25 protein-coding genes are annotated in these 26428 nt (G+C 66.8%); 17 read left to right on the top strand and 8 right to left on the bottom strand.

What is annotated here, in order from left to right:
• Positions 1 to 110: 110 nt before the first annotated feature.
• From JOF55_RS11630 to JOF55_RS11605, 6 genes are all read left to right on the top strand, one after another.
• Positions 111 to 434: a DMT family transporter gene (locus JOF55_RS11630; RefSeq protein WP_310273446.1), complete on the top strand. Its 324-nt coding sequence runs from the start codon at positions 111 to 113 to the stop codon at positions 432 to 434.
• Between the two features lie 38 nt (positions 435 to 472).
• On the top strand, positions 473 to 1051 hold the full coding sequence (locus JOF55_RS11625; RefSeq protein ID WP_310273443.1) for a TetR/AcrR family transcriptional regulator: 579 nt from the start codon (positions 473 to 475) through the stop codon (positions 1049 to 1051).
• Positions 1052 to 1162: 111 nt separating this feature from the next.
• On the top strand, positions 1163 to 1705 hold the full coding sequence (locus JOF55_RS11620; RefSeq protein WP_310273441.1) for an RNA polymerase sigma factor: 543 nt from the start codon (positions 1163 to 1165) through the stop codon (positions 1703 to 1705).
• Positions 1705 to 2565 (top strand): hypothetical protein, encoded by an 861-nt coding sequence (locus JOF55_RS11615; RefSeq protein WP_310273439.1) that lies wholly within the window; start codon positions 1705 to 1707, stop codon positions 2563 to 2565. Before JOF55_RS11620 ends, JOF55_RS11615 begins: the two co-directional genes overlap by 1 nt.
• An 82-nt stretch (positions 2566 to 2647) precedes the next feature.
• Entirely contained in the window at positions 2648 to 4081 is a 1434-nt protein-coding gene (gene purB / locus JOF55_RS11610) for an adenylosuccinate lyase (RefSeq protein WP_310273437.1), read from the top strand.
• A gap of 60 nt (positions 4082 to 4141) precedes the next feature.
• Positions 4142 to 5035 carry a phosphoribosylaminoimidazolesuccinocarboxamide synthase gene (locus tag JOF55_RS11605; RefSeq protein WP_310273435.1) on the top strand — a complete coding sequence of 298 codons (894 nt, stop codon included), beginning with the start codon at positions 4142 to 4144 and terminating at the stop codon, positions 5033 to 5035.
• A 142-nt stretch (positions 5036 to 5177) separates the two neighbouring features.
• On the opposite strand, the gene JOF55_RS11600 is transcribed toward JOF55_RS11605, so the two are convergent.
• Together JOF55_RS11600 and JOF55_RS11595 are read right to left on the bottom strand one after the other, a co-directional pair.
• Positions 5178 to 5813 carry an MBL fold metallo-hydrolase gene (locus tag JOF55_RS11600; protein ID WP_310273433.1) on the bottom strand — a complete coding sequence of 212 codons (636 nt, stop codon included), beginning with the start codon at positions 5811 to 5813 and terminating at the stop codon, positions 5178 to 5180.
• A gap of 111 nt (positions 5814 to 5924) precedes the next feature.
• Positions 5925 to 6524, bottom strand: a complete 600-nt coding sequence (locus JOF55_RS11595) for a TetR/AcrR family transcriptional regulator (protein WP_310273431.1) — start codon at positions 6522 to 6524, stop codon at positions 5925 to 5927.
• Between the two features lie 190 nt (positions 6525 to 6714).
• Here JOF55_RS11595 and JOF55_RS11590 point away from each other — a divergent pair, with 190 nt between their 5' ends.
• The 4 genes from JOF55_RS11590 (at position 6715) to JOF55_RS11575 (ending at position 9742) form a co-directional block, all read left to right on the top strand.
• Positions 6715 to 7266, top strand: a complete 552-nt coding sequence (locus tag JOF55_RS11590; RefSeq protein ID WP_310273429.1) for an SCP2 sterol-binding domain-containing protein — start codon at positions 6715 to 6717, stop codon at positions 7264 to 7266.
• A 47-nt stretch (positions 7267 to 7313) separates the two neighbouring features.
• On the top strand, positions 7314 to 8525 hold the full coding sequence (locus tag JOF55_RS11585; protein ID WP_310273427.1) for an acyl-CoA dehydrogenase family protein: 1212 nt from the start codon (positions 7314 to 7316) through the stop codon (positions 8523 to 8525).
• Between the two features lie 356 nt (positions 8526 to 8881).
• Positions 8882 to 9223, top strand: coding sequence for a hypothetical protein (locus JOF55_RS11580; protein ID WP_310273425.1), 342 nt, complete (start codon positions 8882 to 8884; stop codon positions 9221 to 9223).
• Between the two features lie 48 nt (positions 9224 to 9271).
• Positions 9272 to 9742 carry a pyridoxamine 5'-phosphate oxidase family protein gene (locus JOF55_RS11575; RefSeq protein WP_310273423.1) on the top strand — a complete coding sequence of 157 codons (471 nt, stop codon included), beginning with the start codon at positions 9272 to 9274 and terminating at the stop codon, positions 9740 to 9742.
• 148 nt (positions 9743 to 9890) lie between these two features.
• Here JOF55_RS11575 and JOF55_RS11570 read toward each other — a convergent pair whose 3' ends face one another.
• The 3 genes from JOF55_RS11570 to pdhA are packed head-to-tail and all read right to left on the bottom strand — an operon-like array spanning position 9891 to position 13693.
• A complete protein-coding gene (locus JOF55_RS11570) occupies positions 9891 to 11396 on the bottom strand; it encodes a dihydrolipoamide acetyltransferase family protein (RefSeq protein ID WP_310273421.1) in 1506 nt (501 codons plus the stop codon).
• Between the two features lie 12 nt (positions 11397 to 11408).
• Positions 11409 to 12428 (bottom strand): alpha-ketoacid dehydrogenase subunit beta, encoded by a 1020-nt coding sequence (locus JOF55_RS11565; RefSeq protein WP_310273419.1) that lies wholly within the window; start codon positions 12426 to 12428, stop codon positions 11409 to 11411.
• Complete coding sequence (gene pdhA / locus JOF55_RS11560) at positions 12428 to 13693, bottom strand: pyruvate dehydrogenase (acetyl-transferring) E1 component subunit alpha (RefSeq protein WP_374727269.1); 1266 nt, start codon at positions 13691 to 13693, stop codon at positions 12428 to 12430. Before pdhA ends, JOF55_RS11565 begins: the two co-directional genes overlap by 1 nt.
• Positions 13694 to 14065: 372 nt before the next feature.
• Between pdhA and JOF55_RS11555 the strand changes: the two genes are divergently transcribed.
• The 3 genes from JOF55_RS11555 (at position 14066) to JOF55_RS11545 (ending at position 16730) form a co-directional block, all read left to right on the top strand.
• A complete protein-coding gene (locus tag JOF55_RS11555; RefSeq protein WP_310273416.1) occupies positions 14066 to 14782 on the top strand; it encodes a GOLPH3/VPS74 family protein in 717 nt (238 codons plus the stop codon).
• A gap of 188 nt (positions 14783 to 14970) precedes the next feature.
• Positions 14971 to 15333 (top strand): hypothetical protein, encoded by a 363-nt coding sequence (locus tag JOF55_RS11550; RefSeq protein WP_310273414.1) that lies wholly within the window; start codon positions 14971 to 14973, stop codon positions 15331 to 15333.
• On the top strand, positions 15306 to 16730 hold the full coding sequence (locus tag JOF55_RS11545) for a M20/M25/M40 family metallo-hydrolase (RefSeq protein ID WP_374727460.1): 1425 nt from the start codon (positions 15306 to 15308) through the stop codon (positions 16728 to 16730). The genes JOF55_RS11550 and JOF55_RS11545 overlap by 28 nt, the downstream gene beginning before the upstream one ends.
• 63 nt (positions 16731 to 16793) lie before the next feature.
• Here JOF55_RS11545 and JOF55_RS11540 read toward each other — a convergent pair whose 3' ends face one another.
• Complete coding sequence (locus JOF55_RS11540) at positions 16794 to 17846, bottom strand: NAD(P)-dependent alcohol dehydrogenase (RefSeq protein ID WP_310273409.1); 1053 nt, start codon at positions 17844 to 17846, stop codon at positions 16794 to 16796.
• 239 nt (positions 17847 to 18085) lie between these two features.
• Between JOF55_RS11540 and JOF55_RS11535 the strand changes: the two genes are divergently transcribed.
• The 4 genes from JOF55_RS11535 to JOF55_RS11520 all read left to right on the top strand — a co-directional run bounded on the left by JOF55_RS11535 (position 18086) and on the right by JOF55_RS11520 (position 23174).
• Positions 18086 to 18937, top strand: coding sequence for a basic amino acid ABC transporter substrate-binding protein (locus JOF55_RS11535; protein ID WP_510184016.1), 852 nt, complete (start codon positions 18086 to 18088; stop codon positions 18935 to 18937).
• Between the two features lie 69 nt (positions 18938 to 19006).
• Positions 19007 to 19870: an amino acid ABC transporter permease gene (locus JOF55_RS11530; RefSeq protein WP_310273405.1), complete on the top strand. Its 864-nt coding sequence runs from the start codon at positions 19007 to 19009 to the stop codon at positions 19868 to 19870.
• Positions 19867 to 20628, top strand: a complete 762-nt coding sequence (locus JOF55_RS11525; protein ID WP_310273404.1) for an amino acid ABC transporter ATP-binding protein — start codon at positions 19867 to 19869, stop codon at positions 20626 to 20628. The genes JOF55_RS11530 and JOF55_RS11525 overlap by 4 nt, the downstream gene beginning before the upstream one ends.
• A gap of 218 nt (positions 20629 to 20846) precedes the next feature.
• A complete protein-coding gene (locus JOF55_RS11520) occupies positions 20847 to 23174 on the top strand; it encodes a hypothetical protein (RefSeq protein WP_310273402.1) in 2328 nt (775 codons plus the stop codon).
• An 87-nt stretch (positions 23175 to 23261) separates the two neighbouring features.
• On the opposite strand, the gene JOF55_RS11515 is transcribed toward JOF55_RS11520, so the two are convergent.
• Both JOF55_RS11515 and JOF55_RS11510 read right to left on the bottom strand, forming a co-directional pair.
• Positions 23262 to 25085 (bottom strand): phosphoenolpyruvate carboxykinase (GTP), encoded by a 1824-nt coding sequence (locus JOF55_RS11515; RefSeq protein ID WP_310273400.1) that lies wholly within the window; start codon positions 25083 to 25085, stop codon positions 23262 to 23264.
• A 417-nt stretch (positions 25086 to 25502) separates the two neighbouring features.
• Positions 25503 to 26306, bottom strand: coding sequence for a DUF6802 family protein (locus JOF55_RS11510; protein ID WP_310273398.1), 804 nt, complete (start codon positions 26304 to 26306; stop codon positions 25503 to 25505).
• Positions 26307 to 26428 lie beyond the last annotated feature (122 nt).

Genomic DNA, 26428 nt, shown 5'->3' with positions numbered 1-26428 from the left:
CCGCACGCTCCGATGTTTTGTGCCACCGTATTGGTACGCTCGTACTAGTAAGGTGAGCGGGAGGTGCACCGGCAGCCTCACCGGGAACTCGTCGGAAGGCGGCATCGCACATGGCATGGGTCGTGTTGATGGTCTCCGGTGTGCTGGAAGCGGGATGGGCCATTTCGCTGAAGCTCTCCGAGGGATTCAGCAAGCTCGTGCCCAGTCTGTGGTTCCTCGTGCTCGCGGCGGCGAGCTTCAGCGGGCTGGCGTGGGCGATGCGCACCCTGCCCGTGGGGCCGGCCTACGCCGTGTGGACCGGTATCGGTGCCGCTCTGACGGCGGTGATCGGCATGTTCTGGCTCGGTGAGAGCGTCTCCGTGCTCAAGCTCGTCTCGCTGGTGCTCATCGTGGCCGGAGTCATCGGTCTGAACCTGACCGGTGCCGGCCACTGAGACTCGCAGGCGACGAACCACGCATAGGATCGGCAACCATGACGGCGGCCAGTACCCCGAAGGGCGAGCGGCGGCGGCAGGCACTCGTGGTGGCCGCCGCACGGCTGCTGGCCGAAGGGGGATTCGAGTCGATCCGCCACCGGGCGGTGGCCGAACGTGCGGAGTTACCCCTCGCCTCCACCACCTACTACTTCGACTCCCTCGACGATCTGATCGCCGCAGCCGTCGAGCACGAGGCGCAGGAGGAGCTCGAGGAGGGGCGCAGACGCCTCACCGAACTCACCGACGCGCACGCCGACACGATGATCGAACTGATGCTGGACCTGCTGCTGGGCCCCCGGTCCGGAAACGGCGGAGCCGAGCAGGTCCTGCTGCGTTACGAACGGCTGGTGGGCTCCCCGCGCCGCCCGCATCTGGCACCGCTGATGCGGGAACTCTCCGCCCAACTGCACGACCTGCTCGCGGAGGTTCTCGCACGCTGCGGCAGGGACCTGGACAGGAAGCACCTGCTCGAACTGATCATGCTGGTCGACGGGGCGGTGGTCAACGCACTGATCGAAAGCGATCCCGATCCGCGTGCCACGGCCCGCCGGGTCCTGCGTGCACAACTTCTCTGATCGAGCTGTGCGAACCGCGCAGAAATGTCTCCGCGCAGCCACCGAACCGTGCAACCTCGTCGATCGGGTGCCGCGTAGTAGGGGTGGTAGCGCGGAAAGGAGCACCCATCGATGCGGGTTCAACACGAGGAATCATTCCGTGTGTTCGCGAGAGACCAGGCTGCGGCATTGCGCCGTTCGGCGTATCTGCTGTGCGGCGACTGGCATCTGGCCGAGGACCTCGTCCAGACCACGCTCACCAAGCTCTACCGAGCTTGGAAGCGTGTGGACGGGAAAACGCAGGAAGCCTATGCACGCAAGACCCTGATGCGGACGTGGCTCGACGAACGGCGCAAACCTTGGCGCCGGGTGGAGAGCCGTGACGGAGTGGTCCCGGACTCCGGTGACTCCGAATCCGACCCTGCCGTAGCAGGCCAGCGCGCGCGGACACGGGACCTCGTTCTGCGTGCGCTGGCCGAGGTCCCGCCACGGCAGCGGGCGGTGCTCGTACTGCGCTACTGGGAAGACCTCCCGATCGCCGAAGTCGCGGCGGCGCTGAGGTGCTCCGAAGGCACGGTCAAAAGCCAGGCCTCACGCGGGCTGCAGAGCCTGCGAGGTGTGATCGCACAGCACGATCCCGACTACGTCGGGATCGGTGCGGAAGGGACAGCGTGATGGACGAGCAGACACTGCGCGATGGCATGCGGGATGCCGTCGGTAGCGAACCACCGTTGGGATTCGACCCCGACCAGGTAGCCGAGAGGGCGGGCCGGAACCAGCGCAAGCGGCGCGCGATGGTCGGCACCGGCCTGGCGACGCTGGTGGTCCTCGCCGGAGCCACCACGATACCCGGAGTACTGGGCGTCTACGACCAACGTACGGTCACGCCCGCCGCACCATCGGTGGTCGAGAAGTCCCCGGCACAGAATGGGGAACTTCCCCTCCCCGGCGTGGTCCCGCCCAGGCCGGAGAAGGAGTCGGGCGCCGAGATCAACTACCCGGAGAAGAAGCTCGGCAAGCACGAGAAGTCACTCGTCCGGTACACCGAAAAGACCGTGGCCGAGATCGCCCCGAACTTGGACGACGTGCGCGTGATCCGCTCCGCCATCCCGGTCAGCGGAAAGTCGGAAACGGACAAAACCCGCAGGCTGCAGATCTTCGTGCGATTCACCGATGAGGTCGGCCCGAGCTCGACCGCGGTGAGCATCCACGCGCCGGGCACGGTCTCGGAGACCCCGTCCCAGATCTGCGAGCCCGATCGCGGGGACGAGCTCACGAGGGTGCAGTGCCGGGTCGTTCCGCAGCGGGACGGATCGACGCTGGTGAGTTCACTGGCCGACCCGAAGGAGGGCCCGAAGGAGGCACGCGTGCGGACGGTACGCCACTTCCGTGCCGACGGCACCGTCGTGCAGGCCTCTGCCAACAACTTCAACACGCAGGAACTCGATCCGAACAGTCTGCGTGCGGAAACCGTCCTCAGCGAGAAGCAGCTCACCGAGCTGGTCACCGATCCGAGTCTCACCCTGACCAAGTGAGCACCACCCCTGGGACGACGAGCCGCGTTCGTATCGAGCGCGGCTCGTCGTGCGTTCGGTCACGCAAGTATCCTGGCTGCTCGTGACGGTCAAGCCCAGCATTCCCGACGCCCTCGCCGCCCGCTACGCCTCGCCCGAGCTGGTCGAACTGTGGTCCCCCCAGCACAAGATCACCCTGGAACGCCGGCTGTGGCTGGCTGTGCTGCGCGCCCAGTCCGACCTCGGCGTCGAGGTGCCCGAGCAGGCCCTGGCCGACTACGAGCGCGTGCTGGAGCAGGTCGACCTCGACTCCATCGCCGAACGCGAGCGCCAGACCCGGCACGACGTGAAGGCACGCATCGAGGAGTTCAACGCACTCGCCGGGCACGAGCACGTGCACAAGGGCATGACCTCACGCGACCTGACCGAAAACGTCGAACAGCTGCAGGTGCGCCGCAGCCTGGAGCACGTGCGCGACCGCACGGTTGCCGTGCTCGCGCGCCTCGGGCAACTGGCCACCGAGCACGGCGAACTCGTCATGGCCGGGCGCTCCCACAACGTCGCGGCGCAGGCCACCACCCTGGGCAAACGTTTCGCCACCGCCGCCGACGAACTGCTCGTGGCCTTCCACCGGTTGGAGGAGCTGCTCACCCGCTATCCCCTGCGGGGTATCAAGGGCCCGGTCGGCACCGCGCAGGACGCGCTCGACCTGCTCGACGGCGACCCTGCCAAGCTCGCCGAACTCGAACGCCGCGTCGCAGGCCACCTCGGCTTCGGCAGGACGCTGGCCAGCGTCGGCCAGGTGTATCCGCGCTCGCTGGACTTCGAGGTGCTCACCACGCTGTCCCAGCTTGCCGCCGCGCCGTCCAGCATGGCCAAGACCATCCGGCTGATGGCCGGGCAGGAGCTGGTCACCGAAGGTTTCAAGCCCGGTCAGGTGGGATCCAGCGCGATGCCGCACAAGATGAACACCCGCTCCTGCGAGCGCGTCAACGGCCTCGCGGTCGTGCTGCGTGGCTACGTGTCCATGACCGGCGAGCTCGCCGGGGACCAGTGGAACGAGGGGGACGTGTCGTGCTCGGTGGTACGCCGGGTCGCACTGCCGGACGCGTTCTTCGCCTTCGACGGGCTGCTGGAGACCTTCCTGACGGTGCTCGACGAGTTCGGGGCGTTCCCCGCGGTCGTAGCCCGCGAACTCGACCGCTACCTGCCGTTCCTGGCGACGACGAAGGTGCTGATGGCCGCCGTGCGAGCGGGGGTCGGACGCGAGACGGCGCACGAGGCGATCAAGGAGAACGCCGTCGCGGTCGCCCTGGACATGCGGGAGCAAGGCATCGAGCGCAACGATCTGCTCGATCGTCTCGCCGTCGACGAGCGGCTGCCGCTGGACCGCGAGCAACTCGGGGAACTGCTGGCCGACCGGCTCGATTTCACCGGCGCGGCCGCCGATCAGATCCGCAATGTCGTCACCGAGATTTCCCATGTCACAGCGCGGCATCCGAAAGCCGCCGCCTACACCCCCTCACCCATCCTGTGACCGAAAGCCATCCGGATCCCGGGTGGCGGACGGGTGCACCGGGTGAGGGATACTCGGGGCGTGGTCGCGCTCGAGGAATACCCGCGAATCGCCGCGGGCAAGATCCGGCAGTTGTACGCCGTGGACGACGAGCATCTGCTGATGGTCGCCTCCGATCGGATCTCCGCCTACGACCACGTGCTGAGCACTCCGATCCCGGACAAGGGCAGGGTGCTGACGGCGATGAGCGTGTTCTGGTTCGAGCTGCTCCGCGACGAGATCGGCACTCACCTGGTCTCCGCCGACGATCCGCGCATCCCGAACGAGGTGCGCGGACGGGCTCTACTGGTACGCAGGCTGAGCATGCTGCCGGTCGAGTGTGTGGCCCGCGGTTACCTCACCGGCTCCGGTCTGCTCGAGTACCGCCGCACCGGCACGGTGTGCGAGGTATCGCTGCCCGACGGACTCACCGAGGCGTCACGGCTGCCGGAGCCGATCTTCACTCCCGCCACGAAAGCGGAGCTGGGAGATCACGACGAGAACGTGAGTTTCGAGGCCGTGGCCCATACCGTGGGCAGGCAGCGTGCGGAGCAGTTGCGCGAGAAGACCCTGCGGCTCTACCGGCGAGCGGCCGAGCACGCCGAGAGCCGCGGAGTGGTCCTCGCCGACACGAAGTTCGAGTTCGGGATCTCCGCCGAGGGCGCCCTGGTGCTCGGTGACGAGGTGCTCACGCCGGATTCCTCGCGGTACTGGCCCGCCGACGACCACGAGGTCGGGCGCGCGCAGAGCTCTTTCGACAAGCAGTACGTGCGCGACTGGCTGACCTCACCCGCGTCCGGCTGGGACCGGTCTTCCGACCTGCCACCGCCGGAACTTCCCGGGGATGTGGTGGACGCCACCCGCGCCCGCTACATCGAGGCCTACACGCGCATCACCGGACGTGACCTCGCCGACTGGCCCACTCCGACCACCTGAGCACAGGATCTCCGGCGTATCCGGGACCAGCGAACCGGCTGTTTCCGGCGCGGCCTCGGTCGCCCGAGGCCGCGCCGGGCAGGCTGGTCGCCCCCGGTACCACGGGCAGGCCGGGCACCGCTGGTGGGAAGCACCACCGCCCTCAGACGAGGGTGGGCTCACCTCTGGTGAGCACGTTGACCGCCGTGCCCTGCGGACCGAGCTGCTCGAACATGCGGTAGTGCATTTCCGGCCTCGCCAGCACCGCTTCATGGATCGGAACGGTGACTCGGGGGCTCACCGCGCGCAGGAAGTCCACCGCCTCGGACAGCTTCAGCCACGGGGCTCCGGTCGGCAGCCCCAGCACGTCGATTCGCTGTTCGGGCACGTGGAAGGCATCACCCGGGTGGTAGAAGGCACCGTGGTCGACCACGTAACCTGCGTTGGCCACGGTCGGGATGTCCGGGTGGATGACCGCGTGTTCACCACCGACGACATTGACCGCCACGCCTCCCGCTTCCAGCGCGTCCCCCGGCCGGACCGTCTCGGCGGTCAGGTCCGACTCGATCAGAGTTGCCGCCGAAGCGGGGTCGGCAACAAGGCGCGCCTGCGGGTTGTTGCCGAGCAGTCCCGGAAGCCGCTGGGTGTCCAGGTGATCGAGGTGCTGATGGGTGATCAGCACTGCGTCCAGCTCCCGGAGCCCCTCGAAGTCGGCGGAGAAGGTTCCCGGATCGATCAGCAGGCGGGCCGAACCGGTCTCGAGCAGGACGCAGGCATGTCCGAAGTGGGTGATGTGCAATGTCGTCTCCTCGGTATCTCGGAAGGTGTTGCGCCTCGGGCGGTGACTCTCGGGCGCTCGGGCTCTCCGGCAGCTGGAGCAGCATCGGGCCAAGCCCGACAGTGCCTCTGTCTAGGATGGGGGTTTCCAGCGGTTCCCCTGCACCATGTCCCCGAAGCCCAGCCACATCAGATTCATCAATCGCCTCGACAGACCGTCGGCGGTGTGCTCGGGATGGTCGATCCACCAGTCCAGCATCGATTCCCCCGCACCGACCAGCGCGGCGGCGAACGGCTCCATCTGCTCGGTCTGCACCGGTTGCTCGGTGGCCGCGGTGGCTCGCGTGAGCAGTGCTGCGATCAGGGCCACGGCGCGGTCGCGCCACTCGGCGAGTTCGCCGGAGAAGGGCTCTCCCTGAATGTTCGCCTGTCGGTGCAGTACCGTCCAGCTCGCCCGGTTGTCGTTGACGTACTCGAAGAACGCCCGCAGACCGCGCCACAGCTGCTCATCCGTACGGAGGTTCTCGTCCACCGCCTCGCCGATGGCCTCGATGAGGCGCCCCGCCTCCCGCCGGATACAGGCGACGAACAATTCGTCCTTCGCACCGAGGTATGTGTAGATCATCGGCTTGGAGATCCCCGCTGCATCGGAAATCTCGTCCATCGACGCCTGATGGAATCCGTGCTCGGCGAAGACCTGCACGGCAGCGTCCAGGATCTGCCGCTCCCGCACCGAGCGGGGGAGCCGCCTGGACCTGGGTTTCGGGGTCGAGCTGCCGGATTGCCCGGCTTGTGCTCGTTCGCCTCTCGCATGGTGCACATCCGGCACGGTAGAACAGAGAAGATCATGCGCGCGCCTTGTCGCCATTACCTACTGGAAAGTAGCCTCACCAACTGGTAGGCAATGGATGACAAGGAAGGTCATGACGAATTCCGACCCGATCACCACACTCGGCAACACCGACCCGAAGAAAGTGAGCCGGGAGGAGTTCGTCACCCTGCTCGAAGCCGCTTCCGCCTCGGCCGCCAACGGAGACGAAGCCGACCTGAGCTCACTCGACGCGGAACGGTTCGCCCGGATGATCTCCCGCGCCTCGACCGCGCAGATCGAAACCGTGATGGCGCGGCCGCAACTGCGCGAGCGCATCCTCGACGAGGTGTTCCGACGTATGGGCGAACACTACGAAGCCGAGAAAGCGGGCTCGACCGAAGCCGTGGTGCGCTGGCGCATCGGTACCGGCGAGCACGATCACCTTCGCTATGAGTGCGTACTCTCCGGGGGCACCTGCACGGTCGGCAAACACCCCGAGCACGAGCCGCGCGTCACGATCACTCTGGAGCCGGTGAAGTTCCTCGAACTCGCTTCCGGCAATGCTTCCGCACCGACACTGTTCATGACCGGCAAGCTCAAGGTCGCCGGAGATGTCGGCTTCGCCGCCGGACTGACCAAACTCTTCCGGATCCCGAAGGCCTGAGCACCCCACCCCGGCCCAGCACCGCAACGAACTCGCGAAGGATGCCGATGAGTTTCTCCCTGGAGCTGAACGAGGAGCAGCGCGATCTGCGGGACTGGGTGCGCGGCTTCGCCGACAAGGTCATCCGCCCCGCCGCCCGCGAATGGGACGAACGTGAGGAGACACCATGGCCGATCATTCAGGAAGCGGCCAGGATCGGTCTCTACGGTTTCGAGACGGTGGCCACCTTCTGGGCCGATGAAACCGGCCTGTCCCTGCCGATCGCCAACGAAGAGCTCTTCCGCGGAGACGGCGGCATCGGGATGTCGATCTTCGGCACCACTCTCGCAGTCGCCGGGATCTTCTCCGCAGGCACGCCCGATCAGCTCGCCGAGTGGGTGCCCGAATGTTACGGCGATGTCGACGATCCGAAGGTCGCCGCGTTCTGCTCCTCGGAACCGGAGGCCGGCTCCGATGTCTCGGCCATGCGCACTCGCGCGGTCTACGACGAAGCCACCGACGAGTGGGTTCTGAGCGGCCAGAAGGCATGGGCGACCAACGGCGGTATCGCCAACATCCACGTGGTGCAGGCCGTCGTGGATCCCGAGCTCGGCTCGCGCGGGCAGGCCGCGTTCGTCGTCCCGCCCGATACGCCGGGGCTGTCGGCACCGGGCAGGATTCACAAACACGGGCTCCGCGCCTCGCACACCGCCGATGTTTTTCTCGATGACGTCCGGGTTCCCGGCCGGTGCCTGCTGGGTGGCAAGGACAAGCTCGACGAGCGGCTGGCCCGGGCCCGTGAGGGCGCGAAGGCAAGTGGCCAGGCCGCGATGCGCACCTTCGAGCTCTCCCGCCCGACTGTCGGAGCACAAGCCATCGGGATCGCACAGGCGGCTTACGAGGAGGCTCTGGACTACGCCAGGCAGCGGAAGACCTTCGGGCGGCCGATCATCGACAATCAGTCGATCGCGTTCACCCTCGCCGACATGCGGACGGAGATCGACGCCGCACGGTTGCTGGTGTGGCGAGCGGCATGGATGGGCCGCAATGCGGTGCCGTTCACCGCAGGTGAGGGCTCGATGTCGAAGCTCAAGGCGGGCCGAGTGGCGACCTGGGCCACCGAGCGAGCCATTCAGATCCTCGGTGGTAACGGCTACACCAGGGAGTTTCCGGTCGAGCGGATGCACCGCGACGCCAAGATCTACGACATCTTCGAGGGCACCGAGCAGATCCAGCAGTTGGTGGTGGCCAGGAGCATCTCCGGGCAGCACATCGACTGAGACAGCCCACTCCCACCCGTTCGGGCGCCCTTCGGACAGTAAGTGGCGTTTGCCACGGAATCACCCGAAGGGTTTCCACGTTATGTCGAAATGAAGCATTGTGCCGAGTGCACAGGCTGCCGACGTTCGGATGAACATCATCCGAACGGGTGAAATCGTAAAGTCTGTCCTGTTGATGACAATGTTCCGACACGTCTCATCGGTGCTGCGGTCCCCCCGAACCGCCCGTACCGTATGAGCCCGCGCGGGGGAGGTTCAGGCGTGGAGTGTGCGGGTACATGCGTCAGGGACGCCGGACGAGCAAGTGGAACCGGTGGCCCGGACACGGCTTCGAGAGCGAAAGGGAGGGCGAAGCGGTGAGCAAGACCACAACCGATCCCGATACTCCGATCTTCGGCGAACTGTACGAGGAGCTGGAGCTCCCCGAGATCGACGTGCACGACTTCGAAGCACACGACTTCGGGTTCCCGACGGACCCGTCCGCCGTTGAAGGTGTCGAGACGGAGGACGCCGAGGCTCCGAGCGCCGACGCGAGCAGCACTGCCGGAAGCAGCACAGACGGAGACGGCATCGGCGGCGACGCAGTGGCGTCCACGGCTTCGTCCGAAGCCTCCTCGAAGGAGGCGGAGTCCGGCGAAGAAGCACTCGCCAGGGCACAGAGCAGCTCGCGCGGGGGGCGTCGCCGCAAAGAGGACTGACGTCGCCGGTCGGCGACTTTTGTCAGGGGTGGATGTCAGTCTGCTGCCATGACGACATGGCGGCAGCTCACCGACGAAGTCCCCGAGTTCGCAGCGTCGGTGCGGGAGCGCTTCGAATCCCATCCGCATCATGTGCTGGCGACGCTGCGCAATGATGGATCGCCCCGAGTCAGCGGCACCGAGGTGCAGTTCCACGGGGGCGACATCACCGTCGGCTCGATGCTGGGCGCGCTCAAGGCACGCGACCTGCAGCGGGATGCGCGGTGCGCGGTGCACGCGCATCCCACGGAGGCCTCCATGGAAGGTGGTGACGTGAAGGTCACCGCTCGTGCCGTCGAAGTGACCGACGCCGACGAGCTCGACGCGTTCCGCGAGGCCGCCGGACCGCCGCCCGGTGACTTCCACCTGTTCCGGCTCGCACTCGACGAGGTGGTGCACACCGCTGTTGCCGATACCGGGGATCACCTGCTGATCCGGCTGTGGCGCCCCGGCAGGGGAATCAACGAGTTCCGCAGGTGAGGGACCACCGATACAGTCCATCGACCACGCGATGATCGCTACCCCCACGGGGCGCGGATCGGTGCGGCAATGATCTCCGGATCTCGTGCCGGGCCCGGCAGACACGTGGGCCCTCCGCTACCGACGGGGGCCCACGTGTACCGCATTCTCAGTAGGTCATGGCCATGCCGGGATCGGCCAGGAGGGCACCGACATCGGCCAGGAACTGCGAACCCTGCTGACCATCGACCACGCGGTGATCGAAGCTCAACGCGAGCTGGCAGACCTTGCGCGGTACCACCTGGCCGTCGACCACCCACGGCATATCGCGAATCGCGCCGAAGGCCAGGATCGCCGACTCACCGGGATTGAGAATCGGTGTCCCGGTGTCCACGCCGAACACACCGACGTTGGTGATGGTGATGCTCCCGTTGACCATATCGGCCGGGGCGGTCCTGCCGTCCCGCGCGGCGGCCGTCAACGTTTCCAGCGACTCGGCGAGTTCCCGCAACGAGAGCTGCTCGGCATCGCGAACCTTGGGCACCACCAGACCGCGCGGCGTGGCTGCCGCGATGCCCAGGTGCACGTAGTCCTTGTAGACGATCTCTCCGGCCTGCTCGTCCCACGTCGCATTGACATCGGGCGTGCGCCGCACCGCCAGGCACAGTGCCTTGGCCAGCACGGCCAGCGGCGTCACCTTCACCCCCTGGAACTCGGGGTGCGACTTCAGCCGCTCGCGGAACTCCATCATCGGCGTGACATCGACCGTCAGGAACTCGGTGACGTGGGGTGCGGTGAACGCGCTGTCCACCATCGCCTGCGCGGTCGCCTTGCGTACTCCCTTGATCGGCACCCGCCGTTCACGAGCGGTCTCGTCCACACTGCCCGCGGACGCTGCACCGCCGAGTGACTCGCCACCGGCAGCACCGCCGGTGGCGGCACGCTCGACGTCCGTACGCGTGATGATCCCCTCCGCCCCGGACCCGGCCAGCGACCGCAGGTCGACACCGAGGTCCTTGGCGAGCTTGCGCACCGGCGGCTTGGCCAGGGGTACGGAGCCGCCGGAAGCAGCGGTCCCGTTGCTCTGCGGTGCGGAGCCGTTCACCGCAGCGGGTTCGGCAACCGGCAGCTGCATCGATGTCTGGTCACCGGACGACGTACCGGACTGCGCACCGGCCGGTGCCGCAGGGATTCCCGCGCCCTGCGCTCCCTGCGCGCCCCGCGCGGACTGCTGAGCGGGGACGCCATTCGACGCAGTGCTCGGCGCGGCCGGTGTCGTTGCCTTGCGGGGGCGGCGCTTCGAACTCGATGAGCGCGGACCGTAGCCGACCAGGTTGGCGACTTCTCCCGCCGTCCCCTCTTCCGTGCTGCCACCGGCCGAAGCAGCCTGCTGGGCCGGTTCCTCGGCGGCGGCCACCGCGGCCCCCTCGGAATCGAGGTCGATCGCCACGATCGGCGTGCCGACCTCCACGGTTTGTCCCGGCTCGGCGAGCAGTTCACTGATCGTGCCCGCATACGGGCAGGGCAGCTCCACGGAGGCCTTGGCGGTCTCGATCTCCACGATGGTCTGATTCAGCGTCACCGTGTCGCCCGGCTGCACACGCCAGTTGAGGACCTCGGCCTCGGTCAGCCCCTCACCGACATCCGGCAGGGGGAAGTGCTTGAGTTGTGACATCAACGTCTCCCTTTAGTACGCCAGTGAGCGGTCGACCGCGTCGAGCACCCGATCGAGATCCGGGAGGAACCCGTCCTCGAGCCTGCTCGGCGGGTAGGGAGTGTCGAATCCGTTCACCCGCAGCACCGGCGCCTCCAGCGAGTAGAAGCACTCCTGCTGCACCCGTGTCGCCACTTCGGAAGTGACCGAGGACTCCGGCGCCGACTCGCTGACGGCGACGAGCCGCCCCGTGCGACGTACGGAGTCGAACACCGGATCGAGATCCAGCGGGGAGAGTGACCGCAGGTCGATGACCTCCAGGTCCCGGCCCTCCTCCTCGGCTGCCTTGGCCGCGTCCAGACAGGTACGCACCATCGGGCCGTAGGTGACCAGCGTGGCCGCGGCCCCGGGACGCTGCACCTTGGAGGTGAACAAGGAGGCAGGTTCGGCCGTCGGATCCAGCTCCGCCTTTTCCCAGTACCGGCGCTTCGGCTCGAAAAACAGCACCGGATCGTCACTGTCGATGGCCTGCTGCAGCATCCAGTAGGCATCCACAGGATTCGAGCATGAAACCACCTTCAACCCGCTGACGTGCGCGAACAGTGACTCGGGAGATTCCGAGTGGTGTTCGACCGCCCCGATGCCACCGCCGAAGGGAACCCGGATCACCACGGGCAGCTTCACCTTGCCCTGGCTACGGAAGTGCATCTTCGACAGCTGCGAGACGATCTGGTCGAAGCCGGGGAAGATGAACCCGTCGAACTGGATCTCGCACACCGGCCGGAAACCGCGCATGGCCAGGCCGATCGCGGTGCCGATAATCCCGGACTCGGCCAGCGGGGTGTCCAGCACCCGATTCTCACCGAAATCCTTCTGCAGACCATCGGTCACGCGGAACACGCCGCCGAGCTTGCCGACGTCCTCACCCATCATGATGACCTTCGGGTCACGCTCCATCGCGGAGCGCAGGGCCATGTTCAGGCCTTTGGCGATCGTGATCGTCTGCGTCGGGGTCGGCGTGGCGGTGGAGGTTTCCATCGTGGGCGCGGCCATCAGCGAACGCTCCCCTCTGCGTTGTGGCCGGCTACGGAGTCGGCGAAGCCATCGAGGTACTGCAGGTAGTCGTCTCGTTGGGCGGCCACGACCGGACTCTCCTGGGCATAGACCTGGGAGAACATCCGTTCCGGCGGCGGCTCGGGCATGTTGATGCAGAAGTCGCGGAAGCGCTGGGCCAGTTCGTCGGCCTCGGCGTCCACACCGTCGAGGAACTCCTGGTCGGCGAGCTGTTCGCGCACCAGGTGCACACGCAGCCGCTCGATCGGATCTTTGAGCTTCCACGCCTCGATGTCGTCATCGAGACGGTAGCGGGTCGCGTCATCGGAGGTGGTGTGGGCGTCCATCCGATAGGTGAACGCCTCGATGAGCACCGGGCCGTTACCGTGGCGGCATTCGTCGAGCGCCCATTGGGTGACCGCAAGACTGGCCAGTACGTCGTTGCCGTCGACGCGGATACCGGGAAAGCCGTAGCCGCGGGCACGTTCGTAGAGCGGAACCCGCGTCTGGCGCTCGGTCGGCTCGGAGATCGCCCACTGGTTGTTCTGGCAGAAAAACACCACCGGGGCGTCGTAGACCGCGCCCCAGACCATCCCTTCGTGCACGTCGCCCTGGCTGGTGGCGCCGTCGCCGAAGAAGGCGATGGTGGCTTCGTTCTCGGCGGCATCCCCGCCTGCATTGCCCACCCGGCCCTCGAAGCGCTGGCCCATCGCGTAGCCGGCGGCGTTGAGGCACTGGTTGCCGATGACGATGGTGTAGAGCCCCATGCCCGTGGTGTTCGGGTCCCAACTGCCGTGGTCGGTCCCTCGGAAGATACCCAGGAGTTCGGTGGGGTCCACCCCGCGGCACCAGGCCACTCCGTGTTCGCGGTAGCTGGGGAAAGCCATGTCCTGCGGTCGCATGGCCCGGCCCGCACCGATCTGCGCGGCTTCCTGGCCGAGCAGCGGTACCCAGATGCCGAGCTGGCCCTGCCGCTGTAGTGCGTTGCCTTCCCGGTCGGCTCGCCTTACCAGCACCATGTCGCGGTACATGCCGCGCAACTGCTCGTCGGTGATGTCGATGTCGAAGTTCGGGTGCGACACCCGCTGACCCTCTGGTGTGAGGAGCTGAACAAGGTCAGCCCCGCCCTCGCTCGTCGCGCGCAAACCGGCGATCACCTGTTCCCTCGTGGGTGCTGCCGAAGTGGCGGCAGGGTGACCGGGTGCGGTTCCGTTCTGAGCTTGCCCTTCCGGTCGGCTCGGTCGCGTCCAGTGTTCGGCGGACATGTGGATCTCCTCGTCTCGCACCGGTCCGGCCGCTTGTGACGGCACGGCCCGGCAGCCCCGTCCGGTGCCCGATCAACCTGGTGAGTCGTTCGGACATCAGGGCGGGGCGGTTGGATCGCTCTCCGACATCCTGGCATGAAAACCTCCGCTTCCGTGAGCCCTGACACAGGAATCGGCGCTCACCGGCCGCGTGCGAACACCGTCCCCGATCACCGTAGTCCGCTCTCCGAGGGGACGAAATCCCAGGTCATCCAAGGGATGGAGGTCCGACTGATGCCCCTGGGACGGTTGTACCACCGATGATCGGTTGGCAAGATTTCGCCAGGTCGAAAAGTGCCCCACTCGGAAGTCCGAGAAGGCAGACTGTGCTGCGTGAACGAGTACTCACAGCGCGCGGTTCCGCTCCCCGGTGAGGTCGTGCTGTTGCTGCACAAACGGAACGGCTCCCACCACCTCAACGCCAATCCGAGTGTCACGACGGCAGCCGCCGAGATCGGCGAGCTCGCGCTGCAACACCGCGTCATGGCCGAGCGCACCAAGTGGAAGCGCGTCAAGCTGCACATTCTCGACCCGAGGCCGTCCGGTGTTTCCTGGACGGATTCCCTGTTGGAACACCTGGTGACAAAGTCCGGGCCACAGGGCAAGCCGCTCGAGCTCTCCTCCTGGCTGTCCAGGCGAACCTCGGCGTTCAAGGAGCACCGACGCCGGCTCACCGGGCACGGGCTGCTCACCCGGCACGAGCACAAGTTCCTCGGCTTCATTCCGCACGACCGCCACGTGCCCGACAACCTGGTGCGCGATTCCCTGATCTCCGAGCTTCGGCAGGTGCTACGGGTCGAACGTCCGATCGACAACCGGCTCGCCCTGCTCATCGCTCTCGTGCACGCGAGCAACCTCGTGCACGCCTTCGGCTTCGACCGGACCGAACGCAGGATGGCGAAGTCGATCGCCAAGGGCGAGCACCTCGGCGGTGCCGTCGAGGCCGCCATCGCGGAGGCCGGTGCTGCCATCGCCGCCGGAGCGGCTGCCGCAGGCGCCGGTGGCGGTGGGGGTGGGGACGGTGGCGGCGACGGCGGTGGAGGCGGCTGAACCGGCTTGCACCTGCGCTGTACTGCGGAAGGGGGCGTCTCCGCGGGACTGGGCCTATTCCTCCGGACACACGAGCTCACTTCCCGGGGGCTTCACAAAGCGGTTCCGGTTGGAGATGGAGCAGTATAAGCAGGTCAGCCGACGCGGTATCTCATCAACGGAGTGCATCCAGTGGCATCGGAGCCTGGTTGGGCCGGGGATTCGCTTCCGGGGTCCTCGCCGGGGTCGCGTTCGCCGCATTGAACTCCTGGTTCGCGACCACGACGGGTAAACCCGCGCTGGCACCGTTCAGGGTCATCGCGACGCTGGCACAGGGTCCGCCTCCATCCCAGGCGACCGTCTGGATCGGCATGGTGATCCACTCCTTGCTCTCCGCGCTGCTCGGGCTGGTGTTCGGCGTGCTCCTGGCCGCCCTGCTGGCGGCGGGGTTCAACCGTGCGGCGAATGGGGCTGACCTCATCCGGGGAAGCTCCACCTGCGTGACCACCGCCTCCGTCGCGCCGTCCCGGAACGTGGGAATACGATCGTGGGTGTGGATCGTGCAGCAGTGAACAAGACCGTGGAACGAGTGTGGGACGACGCCGTCCTGCCGAGCTTGTGCGAGCTGGTCGAGATCCCGGCGATGTCCCCGGCTTTCGATGCCGACTGGGCTGCAAGCGGGCATCTGGACGCGGCCATCGCTCATCTCCGCCAGTGGATCTCGACACGAGGCATCACCGGAGCGGACGTCGAGGTGATGCGCCTACCGGGGTGCACACCACTGCTGCTGGTCGATATCCCCGCGAGTGCAGGTGCACCGGACGAGACCGTGCTGCTGTACGGGCACCTCGACAAACAGCCCCCGGTCGGTGGCTGGTCCGAAGGACTCGACCCGTGGACTCCGGTGATCCGGGACGGTCGCCTGTACGGGCGCGGTGCGGTCGATGACGGCTACGCCGGGTACGCGGCGATCACCGCCCTGGAAGCGGTCCGTTCCCATGGCGGTGCCCACGCGCGCTGCGTGGTGCTGCTGGAGACCGGTGAGGAGTCCGGCAGTCCCGATCTGCCCACTTACCTGGATCATCTCGCCGACCGGCTCGGCACCGTCTCGCTGGTGGTGTGCCTGGACTCGGGCGGCGGCGACTACGAGCGACTGTGGCTGACCAACTCGCTGCGCGGCATGGTGCAGCTCGACGTGACCGTGCAGGTCCTCGACAGTGGCCAGCACTCCGGTACGGCCAGTGGACTGGTACCCAGCTCCTTCCGGGTCGCGCGGCAACTGCTGGACCGGCTGGAGGACTCGGCGACCGGCGAGGTCCTGCTGCCCGAAATGAACGTGGCCATTCCCGCGGATCGCGCACGGCAAGCACGGGCCGGGGTCGAGGCCGCTCCCGGCCTGGTCGCAGACCAGGTTTCCCCGCTCGACGGCATGCGTCTGGTCAGCGATGAGGAGACCGAGCTGGCGTTGAACAACTGGTGGCGGCCGACATTGTCGGTGATCGGCGCGGAGGGCTTGCCCGCTCCGGGCGACGCGGGCAACGTACTGCGGCCCTCCACCACGCTGAGCCTGAGCTTCCGAATCCCGCCGACCGCCGACCCCGAGGCAGCACTGGATGCGGTGCGCTCGACCTTGTCGATCGATGTGCCCTACGGCGCGCGCGTCACCTTCGGTCGCTCCGAGGCCAACCTGGGCTGGAACGCTCCGGAAGTGGCGCCGTGGCTGAGCACGGCACTGGACGCAGCCGGCGAGGAGGTTTTCGGCGGAGGCTGGCGCACCATGGGGCTCGGCGGCTCGATTCCGTTCATGGGACTGCTGCACAACGCCTACCCGAACGCGCAGTTCGTCGTGACGGGGGCGCTCGGGCCGAGCAGCAACGCCCACGTCCCGGACGAATCGCTGGATCTCGCCTACGCCACGAAGGTGACCTCCGCCATCGCCTATGTCCTCGACGCGCACGCCCGGCGCTGACGGGAGCACAGCGCGAGAGGTCGGTGGCCCTTCCCGCCACGATCGGCACGGCCCGCGGACCTCTCAGGCGGAGGGTCCTCCCGAGGGAACGGCGACGGCGCGACCGTTGATCGTGCCGCTTTCCAGTCCCGCGTAGGCATGGGGCACCTCGTCGAGGCTGTACACCTCGACCTCGGAGTACACGACGCCCTGCTCGACCAGGCGCACCAGCTCGATCAGCTCGTCCCGCCCACCCCAGTACGGTGCGGAGACCGAGCACGCGAAGGGAGTCAGCCCGAAGCCGACCGGGAGGCTGCCACCGCCGACACCGACGATCGTCAGGTCGGACTCGATCCCCGCGCAGCCGGCGGCCGTTCTCCCGGTGGCGTCATTGCCGACGAAGTCGAGCACCAACTCGGCACCGCGCCCTTCGGTGATGTCGCGGACTTTCCCGACGGCGTGTTCGTCGGAGAGCAGCACCTCGTCGGCACCGACCTCGCGGGCGATCGCGAGCTTGTCCTCGCTGATATCGAGCGCAACCACGTGCGCAGGCGAAAGCGCGTGCAGCAATTGGATCGCGAGATGGCCGAGCCCGCCCGCGCCGATCACCACGGCCGTGCTGCCCGGAACCAGTTTGGGCAGCGATTTCTTGATCGCGTGATACGGAGTCAGTCCTGCGTCGGTGAACGGCACCGTCCGCACCGGATCGAGGTCGCCGATCGGTACCAGGTGTCTCGGCGCATCGACGAGCAGGTAGTCGGCGAGCGCCCCGGGCGCCCCCAGGCCCGGTGGGCGGATCGCCCGCTCGGCGGCGTGCAGGCAGTAGTTCTCCTTCCCGCGTGCGCAGGCATGGCACTGGCCGCAGCCCCACGGGCCGTAGACGATCACCGAGTCACCGACGGAGAACTCGTGCACACCGCTGCCCAGAGCCGCCACCCGGCCCGCGCCCTCGTGGCCCAGGGTGAGCGGAAGCGGATAGGGGAATTCCTCGGCGGTCCAGTTCATGACGGCGATGTCGGAGTGGCACAGCCCTGCGGCGGTGACTTCGAGCAGGACCTCTCCCGGACCGGGCTCCGGTTCCGGAATCCTGCGCAGCTCGGGCGGCTGCCCCACGGTGTGATACTGCACAGCACGCACGGTCGGCTCCTCTCGACGCCGATCACCCTAGGCCCGAACCGCTGCCGAGCGCACCTCGGCGCACGTGAGGCCCCGCAGTCACCCGGGAAGTGCCGACTCGCAGCGGCACTTCCCGTTCCCGTTCCGATCACGGCAATCACTCCGGGTCACCAAAAGTGTCTCTTTCATCCTGTCCATCCCGAGTGGGCAAATATTGACGGGATCGAAATCCACTCGACTGTATGAACGGTTTCCTGCGGATGGCAGGATCCCAGCATCTGGATTCACGTCGAGGAGGAGACACCGTGGCGCGTCGAAGAACACTCCGAGCAGTCGCCCTGGTACCGGCCCTGGCACTGCTGACCGCGATGGCCGGCTGTGCGGAGTCGACAACGTCCGGCAGTTCGGGAGACGGCCTTGCCCTGACCAACCCGGGCAAGCTGACCACCTGCACGCACACCGACTATGCGCCGTTCCAGTTCCACAAGAACGGAGAGATCGTCGGCTTCGACGTCGAACTGGTGGACCTGATCGCCGAGGACCTCGGAGTCGAGCAAAAGATCGTGGACACTCCCTTCTCGGGCATCCAGTCGGGTGTGGCCCTCAACAGCGGGCAGTGCGATGTCGCCGCGGCAGCGATGAGCATCACCCCCACTCGAGAGGAGAACTTCGACTTCTCCGACCCCTACTTCGAGGCGACGCAGGCACTGCTCACGCCGAAGGACTCCGGTATGACACAGCTGTCCGACCTGCGGGGCAAGAAGGTTGGGGTGCAGCTGGCCACGACCGGTGAGAAGTTCGCCCGGAAGCACGCCGAGAAAAACGGCTACACCGTCGTGCAGTTCGAGAACCTGCCGCTGATGATCAAGGCGGTCGAAACCAACAGGGTCGATGTCGCGATCAACGACAACAGCGTGCTGGCGTACTACACCAAGAACAACCCCGGTGTCGAGATCACCAACGAGTTCACCACCGGCGACAAGTACGGCATCGGCGTGGCTACCAGTGACGACGCACTGCTGAAGAAGGTCAACGAATCCCTGAGCAGGCTCAAGGAAAGCGGGCAGTACGACAAGATCTACCGGAAGTGGTTCGGTAAGCAACCCGAGTGACCCGCTCGAGTCGTTCACGGGGCCGATGTCCGGCCACCGTCGGCCCCGCCCACCAAACCAGGAGATTCGATGACAGTAGAGGCCCAGCAGCCCACACAGGGGCGCCCCAAGCAGGGGCTGGGGCGACGACAACGGGCTCGGCTGAGCCGCGGCATCCAGTACACCGTGCTCGTCGTGGTAGCGCTGCTCGCGGCCTTCCTGGCCGACTGGGCGGCGATCGCGAAGGCGTTCTTCAACGTCGATGTCGCGATGGCGCAGTTCCCGGAAATCATCACCCTCGCACTGCGGAACACGATCATCTACACCGCGCTCGGATTCGGATTCGGGCTCGGACTCGGGATCGTGCTCGCCCTCATGCGCCTGTCCTCGGTCGGCCCGTACCGTTGGATCGCCACCGCCTACATCGAGTTCTTTCGCGGTCTTCCCGCCCTGCTGGTGTTCGTCGTGCTGGGCTTCGGTGTGCCGATCGCCTTCCAAATCCGGTTCGACATCTACTCCACCGCCATGCTCGCGCTCGGGCTGGTGGGAGCTGCCTACATCGCCGAGACGATCCGTGCGGGAGTGCAGGCCGTACCACCCGGCCAGATCGAAGCAGCGCGTTCACTGGGCATGTCGCCCATGCGCACGATGGTCACCGTGACCATGCCCCAGGCATTCAGGATCATCCTGCCTCCGCTGACCAACGAGTTGATCCTGATCACGAAGGATTCCTCACTGATCTACCTGCTCGGACTGGCGAACAGCCAGTACGAACTCGCCAAGTTCGGCCGAGCGGCACTGACCGAGCACGAGTCGTTGACGCCGCTGTTGATCGCGGGGCTGTGCTACCTGGTGATCACGGTTCCGCTGTCCCGGGTCTCGGATCTACTGGAACGTCGCTATGTCAAAGGCACAGCGAGCAAGTCCGGCCGTACCAACGGAGGTAAGGCATGAGCGACGCGATGATCGACATCTCGGGACTCGGCAAGTCCTTCGGAGCGCTGGAAGTCCTGCGCGACATCGACCAACAGGTCGCCACCGGCGAGGTGGTCTGTGTGATCGGGCCGTCGGGCTCGGGCAAGTCCACGCTGCTGCGATGCGTGAACCTGCTGGAGGAACCGACGGCGGGCTCGATCACGGTGGACGGGGTCGAGCTGACCGATCCGGACACCGACATCGATACCGTGCGCAGGCGCATCGGCATGGTCTTCCAGCAGTTCAACCTGTTCTCGCATCTGTCGGTGCTGTCGAACCTGACCGTGGCACAGCGCAAGGTGCTCCGGCGCGGCAAGGCCGAGGCCGAGAGCATCGCGCGCGAGAATCTGCATCGCGTCGGACTGGCGGACAAAGCCGATGCGATGCCGCCGCAGCTGTCCGGGGGGCAACAGCAACGCGCGGGCATCGCGCGGGCGCTGTCGATGAATCCCGATGTGATGTTGTTCGACGAGCCGACATCGGCGCTGGACCCGGAGCTCGTCGGCGATGTGCTCGCCGTGATGCGCGGGCTCGCCGAGGAGGGCATGACGATGCTCGTGGTCACCCATGAAATGCAGTTCGCCCGGGAGGTCGCCGACCGGGTGCTGTTCATGGACGGCGGCGGCATCGTCGAACAGGGGCCGCCCGCCGAGGTCATCGGCGCACCACGGGAGGAGCGCACCCGCTCGTTCCTGGCCCGCGTCCTCAATCCGACCCATACCGGAGCCGCCGAGTAGCTGCCGACGAAAAATTGCAGTTTCGCGCGAAACTGCAAAAAACTCACCGGAAGGGGTGGCCTCACCGAGGTCCGCGTGGTGAGCGAGCAGTGATCGTGATGATTCGGGCACTCTCGGCGCAGGAACCGATGCGCCGTCTCATGCGTCCGTGTTGATGAGTGGATGATCGAATACCGACAGTGTCGTTCACGCCGGGTGAGTCCCACCGGAGCACCTCGGTGGATCGCACTGGTCGAGTCGATCAGCGGGCCATCGACGTGGGAGCAGCAGTGGCGGGCAAACCCTGGGAGAACAACGGATCGCCGACCCCGGCCGAGCAACGCCTCGACGAGATGCTCGGCCAGGCAAGACCCTGGGGCAACCGGCGCAGCGACACGGAACTCGAAGAGCTCGACGTGCATGCCGATCCGCACGACCCCGAGCAGGAAGTCCGTGGTGAGTACCTGACACGCAGGCTCGTCGAATCTCCCGAGGAGGGCGGGTGGCGCCCGTTCTGGCGCCGCAGCGCGCAACCACCGGTCATCTGCGTGCAGGACTCGGTCGTCACCGGCCATCTCGACCTGCGCGCGGCGGATCTGCCCTACCTGCTGGAATTCGTCCGGTGCCGGTTCGAGCAGCCCCCGGACCTGCGCCAGGCACAGCTCGGTGGCCTGGTGCTGAAGCAGTGCCGCTTCCCCGGCCTGCGCGCGCGCAATCTGACCACCGGCAACGACGCCGTACTGATCGGCTGCACCAGCGTCGGCGGCGTCGTCAATCTCGCCGACGCCCAGATCGGTGGCTCGCTCGAACTCACCGGCAGTGGCCTGCACAATCCGGCCAGGCGTGCCGTACACGCCGACCGTCTGAATGTGGGCGGTGCGCTGCTGGCGATGCGCACCCGGGTGGCCGGTGAGCTGCGCCTTCCCGGTGCGAAGATCGGCGGCAATCTCAACCTGTGCGGAGCCGCGCTGCGCAACAGGGGCCGTGTCGCCCTCAACGCCAACGGGATCCGGATCGCCGGTTCGCTGCGAGCCGACATGGAACTCCACCAGGGCGGCGTGTTCTCGGCAGCAGGCCTGATTTACATGCCGAGCGCATACGTGTCCGGTGACCTTCGATTACGCGATGCGGTCCTCGAACCGGGAACCGGCCCGCCGCAGCGGGGCGCATCGAAACACGGCGACCCCGTCAGCACGCTGATCCTCGACCGCGGCGAGATTCAAGGGGATGCCCAGCTCGACCAGGGCTTCACCAGCGGCGGGACGATTCGCATGGTCAGCACCAGGATCGCAGGCGACCTGCATCTGTCGGGGGCACGAATCGATCTGAGCTGGTCGCGGTCGGCGACGGATTCGACCGAGCAACCGCTGCGCGCGATGCACCTCGACGGCGCGGGCATCCTCGGTAACCTCGAAGCCGTCGGGGTCACGTTGCACGGGCAACTGCGCATGGTCGATGTGCAGGTGTCCGGCAGCTTCCAACTCAACAGGGCAACGCTCGTCGGGCCGCGCACCGACGTCGTGCTGGCCAACCGGATACAGGTCGGCAGCAATCTGGACTGCCGTGATGCCGATATCTCGGGCACCTTGCACCTGCAGAATGCGCAGGTCGGCGCCAACATCGACCTGCGCTCCACCCACCTGGTCCAGCCCGCATGGCATCCCCACCGCAAGGCCGACAAGCCCGCACTGGACCTGCGGGCGAGCACGGTCGGGCGTGACTTGGTGTGCGCCTCGGGCAGGCGGACCTTCAACGCCGAAGGCGAGGTGCAGCTGCGGCGGGCCGTGATCGGGCGGCAGGCGAACTTCTGGGGCTGCCACTTGGGTGCGGGAAGGACCAACGCCGTCAATGCCTTCGGCCTGGACACGCAGGAACTGACGATGCTGCCCACCGAGGCTCCGCAGGGGCGCATCCTGCTGCGTCAGGCACACTGCGAGCTGCTGGAGGACAACGCCGCCCTGTGGACCGCGGCGGGTGGCGTCGACGTGGAGGACTTCGTCTACGACAACTTCGCCAAACCGGTGGAGCTCAACGACCATACGCGGGTACGGCAACGGCTGGCGTGGCTGCACTCGACCTCGAAGGGCCGCTACCAGGCCGGGCCGTACGACCAGCTCGCGACGGTGTTCCGGGAGAACGGTAACGAGCAGCATGCGGTGACCGTGCTGATCGAAAAGCAGCGACGCCGCTACCGGGCGATCGCAGGCACGTCATGGCGCCCGCTGCGAGTCCCGGTACTGCTGTGGAGCCTGCTGCAGCGAGTGACGGTCAACTACGGCTACCAGCCGGTTCGTGCTTTGCTGTGGCTGCTGCTGTTCGCGGTGGCGGGAACGGCGTGGTTCGGATACCACCGTCTGGACCCGATCAACGAGGAGGATCACCCCGTGTGGAATCCGTTCCTGTACACGGTGGATCAGCTCGTACCGATCATCAACCTCGGACATGACGTGATGTGGCGGGCCACGGGGCACTCACAGTGGATCACGGTCGTGTTGATCGCCGTGGGGTGGATTCTGGCCACCACGGTCGCCGCCGGGATCACCCGCTCACTGCGCCGGGAACGCTGACTCCGCGAACGACGGGTCCAGCAGATCCCGTTCCCCTGGGTTGGTCAAATTCTCGAGAAATCGACCAACCCAGGGGACTCCAGCGACTCAGCCGTTCAGGCGCTGCTTGAGAGCTTCCAGCTCGTCCCGCATCGAGGAGGGCAGGTCGTCACCGATGGTGTCGAACCATTCCTCGATCAGCGGAAGTTCGTCCTTCCACTCGTCGAGATCGACGTGCAGCGCGGTGTCGACGTCCGCACGCGGAGTGTCGAGCCCGGACAGGTCGATCTGGTCGGCGGAGGGGACCCGGCCGATCGCCGTCTCCTCGGCAGCCGCGTTGCCCTCCATCCGGTCGACGATCCACTTGAGCACGCGCGAGTTCTCGCTGAAGCCCGGCCACACGATCTTCTTGCCGGACTCGTCACGCCGGAACCAGTTCACGTAGTAGATCCGGGGCAGCTTGGAGGAGTCAGCCTCCTTGCCCACGTTCACCCAGTGCTGGAAGTAGTCGCCGACGTTGTAGCCGATGAACGGCAGCATCGCCATCGGATCGCGCCGCACCTCACCGACGCTGCCCGCAGCCGCGGCCGTCTTCTCCGAGGACAGCGTGGCGCCCATGAACACCCCGTGCTGCCAGTCGAAGGACTCGTTGACCAGCGGAATCGTCGTCTTACGGCGACCACCGAACAGGATCGCCGAGATCGGCACGCCGTTCGGGTCGTCCCACTCGGGCGCCAGGATGGGGCACTGCGACATCGGCGTGCAGTACCGGGAGTTCGGGTGCGCGGCCTTCTCCTCGGAGTCCGGCGTCCACTCCCGCTGCTTCCAGTCGGTCAGGTGCTGCGGGTCACCCTCCATCTCTTCCCACCACACGTCGTTGTCGTCGGTGAGCGCGACGTTGGTGAAGATGGAGTTGCCCTGGTTGATGGTGCGCATCGCGTTCGGGTTGGTGTTCCAGTTCGTCCCGGGCGCGACACCGAAGAACCCGGCCTCCGGGTTCACCGCGTAGAGCCGGCCGTCGGAACCGAAGCGCATCCAGGCGATGTCGTCACCGAGGGTCTCGACCCTCCAGCCGGGGATCGTCGGCTGCAGCATCGCCAGGTTCGTCTTGCCGCAGGCCGAGGGGAACGCGGCGGCGACGTAGTGGACCTTGTTCTCCGGGGAGATCAGCTTGAGGATGAGCATGTGCTCGGCCAGCCAGCCCTCGTCCCGGGCCATCGACGAGGCGATCCGCAACGAGTAGCACTTCTTGCCCAGCAGCGCGTTGCCGCCGTAGCCGGAGCCGAAGCTCCAGATCAGCCGCTCCTCGGGGAAGTGGGTGATGTACTTGGTGTCGTTGCAGGGCCAGGCCACATCCTGCTGGCCCGGCTCCAGCGGCGCACCCACCGAGTGCAGGGCGGGAACGAAATCGGCGTCCGTACCGAACTTCTCCAGCACCCGCTCGCCCATCCTGGTCATGATGTGCATCGAGACCACGACGTACTCGGAGTCGGTGATCTCCACACCGAGACGCGGCGGGTCGGCCTCCACCGGACCCATGCAGAACGGCACGACGTACATCGTGCGGCCCCGCATGCAACCCCGGTAGAGCTCGGCCATGGTTGCCTTCATCTCGTCCGGGTGCATCCAGTTGTTGGTGACACCGGCGTCCTTGCGATCACGGGAGCAGATGTAGGTGCGCTCCTCGACGCGGGCAACGTCACTGGGATCGGAGGCCGTCCAGAACGAGTTCGGTTTCTTGGCGTCGTCCAGGCGCTTGAACGTCCCCGCCTCGACCAGTCGGTCGGTCAGTCGCTGCCATTCCTCCTGCGACCCGTCGCACCACACCACCCGCTCGGGGGTGGTCAGCTCCGCGACCTCACGTACCCACGACAGCAGGCGCTCGTGCGCGACGGGGGCCTGGTCGAGACCGGGGATGGTCAGAGCGGTCATCGCGTCGTGTCTCCTGACTGGGCGCCACAGCCCGGAATGTTCGTACCGCCGGACTACCCGGCGGCGTTTCTGGGAATGCTCCGCCCCGCCCGGTGAGCCCGGGCGGAACACTTCAAGGGGAATGCATCGAGGCTAACTGGACAGAGCGCCGCTGACGGAGATCAAGCTTGTCGCTTCGCTCACAGGAACGATAAGGGAATCGATTCAGAAAGCCATCTTTTCGGCGTGGGGACGAAAGATCCGCCCGTTGCGGTCCTATCCCGCTTCAGGATTTCCGTCGTATCGGACATGAGTACGAACACCGGGTGACATCGAAGCGACCGGCACACGGCCATATCGCCACGCACACAACCATCCGGCCACTCCGCGAAAGTCGGCCGTGGTCACCGCGCGAAGCGTTTCGCATACCGGCTGTGGTTAGTCCCATTCCCAAAGCGAGTCCGAGTCCGGGCGCCACGCCGAATCGGCCTGCCGATCCCCGTCTTGCCGATCCCCGTCTTGCCGATCCCCGGCCTGCCGGTATCCGGCGGGCTCGGTGTACCGCCGACCGACGTCCCGCGGGGAGTCCTCCCAAGCCGCGTCCTCGGTGCTGCTCATGTCCGGATTCGAGGCATAGCCGCCTGCCCGGTCGACGCGACCGTCCTCGACCACGGCCCACTGCCCATCGCCGGTGTGCTGCACCACGGTCACCTCGCCGGTGTCACTGATCTCGACGACCTGGTCGGCCGAGCCGTCCCCGTCGACATCGGTGACCATCAGTCTGCCGCTACCGGTGTGCACGATCGCGGTGTCGGGCCTGCCGTCGTTGTCGGTGTCCTCGGTCGGCGGGCCGATCCGGCGGTCTCCCTGCGGGGTGTCCACCGTCATCGATCCCGCGCCCGCTTGCCCCGGGGGCTCGTCATCAGCGGGTTGTTGCCGGTGCGGCTGCTGAGATTGTTGCTGTGATCGCTGCTGGGGTCGTTCGGACACCCAGTGACCGGCGGCCTCCTCGTAACGGGCCCGAGCGACCACGGTGCCCTCGGAATCGACGGTGCGCATGATGTCGGCCGCGCCGTCGGCATCCTGGTCGGTGTAGGCCACGAAATGGTCCTCGGTCATCATCGCGGCCGTCTCGTCGATCCCGTTGCCGTCGAGATCGTAATTGGCCTCGGCGGTGTATTCCTCCCCCTCGACGGTGACCCGGATATCACCGTCACCGGCTCCCGTGTCCTCGACGTACATACTTCCCCCGTTCGGCAACCGAGAATTCGATCTCTCCGTACTCGAGACGCAGCGTGGAACTCGTCGGTTCCACCAGGCCGAGCCCGAGTGGACGAAAGACGTCCGCCGCGACAGGCGGAGAC

The sequence above is a fragment of the Haloactinomyces albus genome, from assembly GCF_031458135.1.
GTDB lineage: Bacteria > Actinomycetota > Actinomycetes > Mycobacteriales > Pseudonocardiaceae > Haloactinomyces > Haloactinomyces albus.
The sequence above is the reverse complement of the archived record's forward strand: the minus strand, read 5'-3'. Positions and strand labels throughout refer to the sequence as shown.

Excerpts from the sequence above, each read along its gene's own strand:
- JOF55_RS11565 (WP_310273419.1), bottom strand. The coding sequence starts at position 12,428 with ATGGCCGCGCCCACGATGGAAACCTCCACCGCCACGCCGACCCCGACG.
- JOF55_RS11625 (WP_310273443.1), top strand. The coding sequence starts at position 473 with ATGACGGCGGCCAGTACCCCGAAGGGCGAGCGGCGGCGGCAGGCACTC.
- JOF55_RS11590 (WP_310273429.1), top strand. The coding sequence starts at position 6,715 with ATGACGAATTCCGACCCGATCACCACACTCGGCAACACCGACCCGAAG.
- JOF55_RS11575 (WP_310273423.1), top strand. The coding sequence starts at position 9,272 with ATGACGACATGGCGGCAGCTCACCGACGAAGTCCCCGAGTTCGCAGCG.
- JOF55_RS11515 (WP_310273400.1), bottom strand. The coding sequence starts at position 25,085 with ATGACCGCTCTGACCATCCCCGGTCTCGACCAGGCCCCCGTCGCGCAC.
- JOF55_RS11570 (WP_310273421.1), bottom strand. The coding sequence starts at position 11,396 with ATGTCACAACTCAAGCACTTCCCCCTGCCGGATGTCGGTGAGGGGCTG.
- JOF55_RS11620 (WP_310273441.1), top strand. The coding sequence starts at position 1,163 with ATGCGGGTTCAACACGAGGAATCATTCCGTGTGTTCGCGAGAGACCAG.
- JOF55_RS11525 (WP_310273404.1), top strand. The coding sequence starts at position 19,867 with ATGAGCGACGCGATGATCGACATCTCGGGACTCGGCAAGTCCTTCGGA.
- JOF55_RS11535 (WP_510184016.1), top strand. The coding sequence starts at position 18,086 with ATGGCAGGATCCCAGCATCTGGATTCACGTCGAGGAGGAGACACCGTG.
- pdhA (WP_374727269.1), bottom strand. The coding sequence starts at position 13,693 with ATGTCCGCCGAACACTGGACGCGACCGAGCCGACCGGAAGGGCAAGCT.
- JOF55_RS11530 (WP_310273405.1), top strand. The coding sequence starts at position 19,007 with ATGACAGTAGAGGCCCAGCAGCCCACACAGGGGCGCCCCAAGCAGGGG.
- JOF55_RS11510 (WP_310273398.1), bottom strand. The coding sequence starts at position 26,306 with ATGTACGTCGAGGACACGGGAGCCGGTGACGGTGATATCCGGGTCACC.
- JOF55_RS11585 (WP_310273427.1), top strand. The coding sequence starts at position 7,314 with ATGAGTTTCTCCCTGGAGCTGAACGAGGAGCAGCGCGATCTGCGGGAC.
- JOF55_RS11615 (WP_310273439.1), top strand. The coding sequence starts at position 1,705 with ATGGACGAGCAGACACTGCGCGATGGCATGCGGGATGCCGTCGGTAGC.
- JOF55_RS11630 (WP_310273446.1), top strand. The coding sequence starts at position 111 with ATGGCATGGGTCGTGTTGATGGTCTCCGGTGTGCTGGAAGCGGGATGG.